Raw genomic sequence first — 2623 nt, 5'->3', positions numbered from 1 at the left:
TAATGACTATCTCGCCTTTTGTTCCCTCCCCACTGATCATTTTTACTTCATTTCGCCAGTTAGCTGGTTGTTTGAGGTGTATATAGAGGTCATTACGCATTAGGTAATGTTTTGCTGTGGTTATTTTGGTGCGGATGATATTGCAGTTTATTTTCTCTCGACCTTCTTTGCTGAGATAGTAGATTTTTTGACCATCATAAAAACTGCTTAAATAAGATGACATTTGCTGAAGTATTCTTCGTGCATTTCTATCTGATTTCAAATCGTGGATTTTGTTCAGTTGTTTTGCTGTTAGATAATCGAGCTTTTTCAAGCTTAAAAGTATTTGCTCCTGCCTCATTAGGCTCTTTGCTTTGTTTGGATGCATTTGATCCTCCTTTTTCCTTAACATTGATGTATGGCTTAATAATCCTATTGATTTCTTTTTTTTCGATATACGGAGTTTGAACAATATGATTCTTAACCCTGCGGAAAATTGCTCTACCCTCAATTTCTGGCAATTCCTCTGCTCCTCCTTCATCCAATACTGCTCTGCTTTGTGCATTTGTTTCTAATCGATAACAAACCCTTGCTCCAATGTTTGCACGTACTTGAGATGGTAGTGTTTGATTTGTTGGGTACTGAGTTGCGTAAATAAGGCGATAACCAGCTGATCTACCTCTCCTGGCAATATCAATAACAATATCTTTGCAATCATCATCTAAATCAGCAGCTTCATCGATAAAAATAAAATCACGTTCCTTTTGACCAGCTTCTGTCACATCTTTGTAGCCTTTTTCAAACATGTAATCTAGCTTGTAATTCATGTCATTTTGAATATCTTCTAAGATTCGCTTTGCATCCCTCACATTTTTTCCAAAGTTAGAAACTTGGGACATTCTTCTAAATGGACCTAATTCCGAGCCCCCTTTTAGATCAATTAGGTGGAAACGGACATGATCTGGCCGATTCTTAGTTAATACAGAGATTAGTAGCTTAATAAATTCTGATTTTCCGAACCCTGTTGCTCCAGCTACAATCATATGAGGGCGCTTCTCAAAATCATGCTTTAAAAATTCTTTGTATGTGTAGCCAATCGGAACCTCCCAATCTTTAATATTCTGCAACATTCTTTCATCGAACAAATACAGCTGATTTAGCCCTTTCTCGTAAACTCTGAACTTAAGCATTCCGTCATATTCCATTTCAATTTGTTTATCTAACTTTATACGATTATTCAAAATGTCTTTCAGCTGCTTAATAACATCCCCTTTCCAGTTGATATTCTTTAAGTTTTCAAGGTTTAAGTCGGGGCGGCTTTTATTGTTTAAACCATCGATAAATGTTTGTTTATGGTCCTCAAATTGTTTAAATGATAAGCCTAAGGGTATTTTATAAACGTACTCTGTATGCGTATGTTTTTTATGTTTACGGTAAATCCTAATACTCCCTTCTGAGGTTTTTAACCCTAACGAATCAGCAATCTTCTTTATTTTTTCGTGATCATCGGTTCCCTGTTTGTTCTCAAAATAATATGAAGTAGCCATTATTCCCAGCATACTTGTTGTGGAAAGTATCTCGAATAAGATTATCCGCACCCCCTTTCTTGGTATCTTGATAAAGATAGTCCCTTGTCATTGGAATGTATTCCAACTGGTAGAAAGGTCTATATATCTACGTGTCTACAATTCCGATTACTTTTCCTATTTGGTATTTTAGTTGGTATAGTAAAGGCTATGAAAGCAAAACTTGTACTATGAATAATTTCATATTTTTATTTGAAAATTTTTTGAAGGATTTAGGAAATTGTTTAGAGAATTAGTATATAGGTGATGATATGGCAATTAAAATGAGGTTGGATGAACTGTTTAAAGAAAAAGATGAAAAAAAGAAAAAGGCAGCTAAATATGTAAAAGTGGACGTTACTACTATGTCAAATTGGATACATGGAAGAAGTTACCCTAGACTTGACCAAGCTGTGATACTGGCTGAATTTTTTGGTGTGGAATTAACGGACTTATTTGAAAAAATAGAGGAGAATCATAATGAACAAGGAAAAAATATTTAAGGAAGAACAAAAGTTGATGAAGAAATTAACTAAAACTAAGTCGCCAGAAAAACAGGAGGAAATTAGAAAAGAAATTGAGAGATTAAATCAAGGGCTAAGGTTTGTTGATAAGGATGAATGATCTAATTAAAAAATACATAGCCTACCCTCTTGCAGTAACCGTGTTTAAACAAGACTTGGAACGCTTTAAAAGTTTTGAAGTCGGCAATTTATACATGGATATGGTGGAATCAATAATTGAACGAATGCATAAAGATTTTTATCAGTTAAAAGCTGAATTACTGTCTAAGCATCACATTGATGTGCAACATATAGAGATTGGTAAGTATAAAATCAACGGAGAGATTGTAGAGTTCTCTCCGGAGGAATTGAAACAAATGACTGATGAATTAATGAGCGAATACCTTTACGGGAGTAAAGCTCAAGGATTCGAACGACAGGAAAGACCATGGAAGCCTGATGAATAAGTATTCTTCGGGCTTATTTTTTATTAAAAAAACTAAAAAACTTCATACATTTACTTGCATATACGCAAGTAAGGTGATATAATATAATTAACAAAGAACAAGGAGGTGA

5 protein-coding genes are annotated in these 2623 nt (G+C 34.4%); 3 read left to right on the top strand and 2 right to left on the bottom strand.

The genetic code is table 11. The features are described 5' to 3' along the window. On the bottom strand, positions 1-340 hold a 340-nt coding region (locus tag AAIB49_RS19715; protein WP_343459050.1), incomplete at its 3' end, for a replication-relaxation family protein. Next, entirely contained in the window at positions 249-1526 is a 1278-nt protein-coding gene (locus AAIB49_RS19710) for an FtsK/SpoIIIE domain-containing protein (RefSeq protein ID WP_343459049.1), read from the bottom strand. The genes AAIB49_RS19715 and AAIB49_RS19710, both read right to left, overlap by 92 nt. Before the next feature lie 290 nt (positions 1527-1816). On the opposite strand from AAIB49_RS19710, the gene AAIB49_RS19705 reads away from it, so the two are divergent. Genes AAIB49_RS19705 through AAIB49_RS19695 form a run of 3 tightly spaced genes read left to right on the top strand, consistent with a single transcriptional unit; the run spans position 1817 to position 2514 of the window. Further along, positions 1817-2047, top strand: coding sequence for a helix-turn-helix domain-containing protein (locus AAIB49_RS19705; RefSeq protein WP_343459048.1), 231 nt, complete (start codon positions 1817-1819; stop codon positions 2045-2047). Continuing rightward, a complete protein-coding gene (locus AAIB49_RS19700) occupies positions 2025-2168 on the top strand; it encodes a hypothetical protein (RefSeq protein WP_343459047.1) in 144 nt (47 codons plus the stop codon). The genes AAIB49_RS19705 and AAIB49_RS19700 overlap by 23 nt, the downstream gene beginning before the upstream one ends. Next, the gene (locus AAIB49_RS19695) at positions 2161-2514 is read left to right on the top strand and encodes a YhjD family protein (protein ID WP_343459046.1); all 354 of its coding nucleotides are present in this window, start codon (positions 2161-2163) and stop codon (positions 2512-2514) included. Before AAIB49_RS19700 ends, AAIB49_RS19695 begins: the two co-directional genes overlap by 8 nt. Positions 2515-2623 lie beyond the last annotated feature (109 nt).

This window comes from Ornithinibacillus proteolyticus (assembly GCF_039581225.1).
GTDB lineage: Bacteria > Bacillota > Bacilli > Bacillales > Amphibacillaceae > Ornithinibacillus > Ornithinibacillus massiliensis.
The sequence above is the reverse complement of the archived record's forward strand: the minus strand, read 5'-3'. Positions and strand labels throughout refer to the sequence as shown.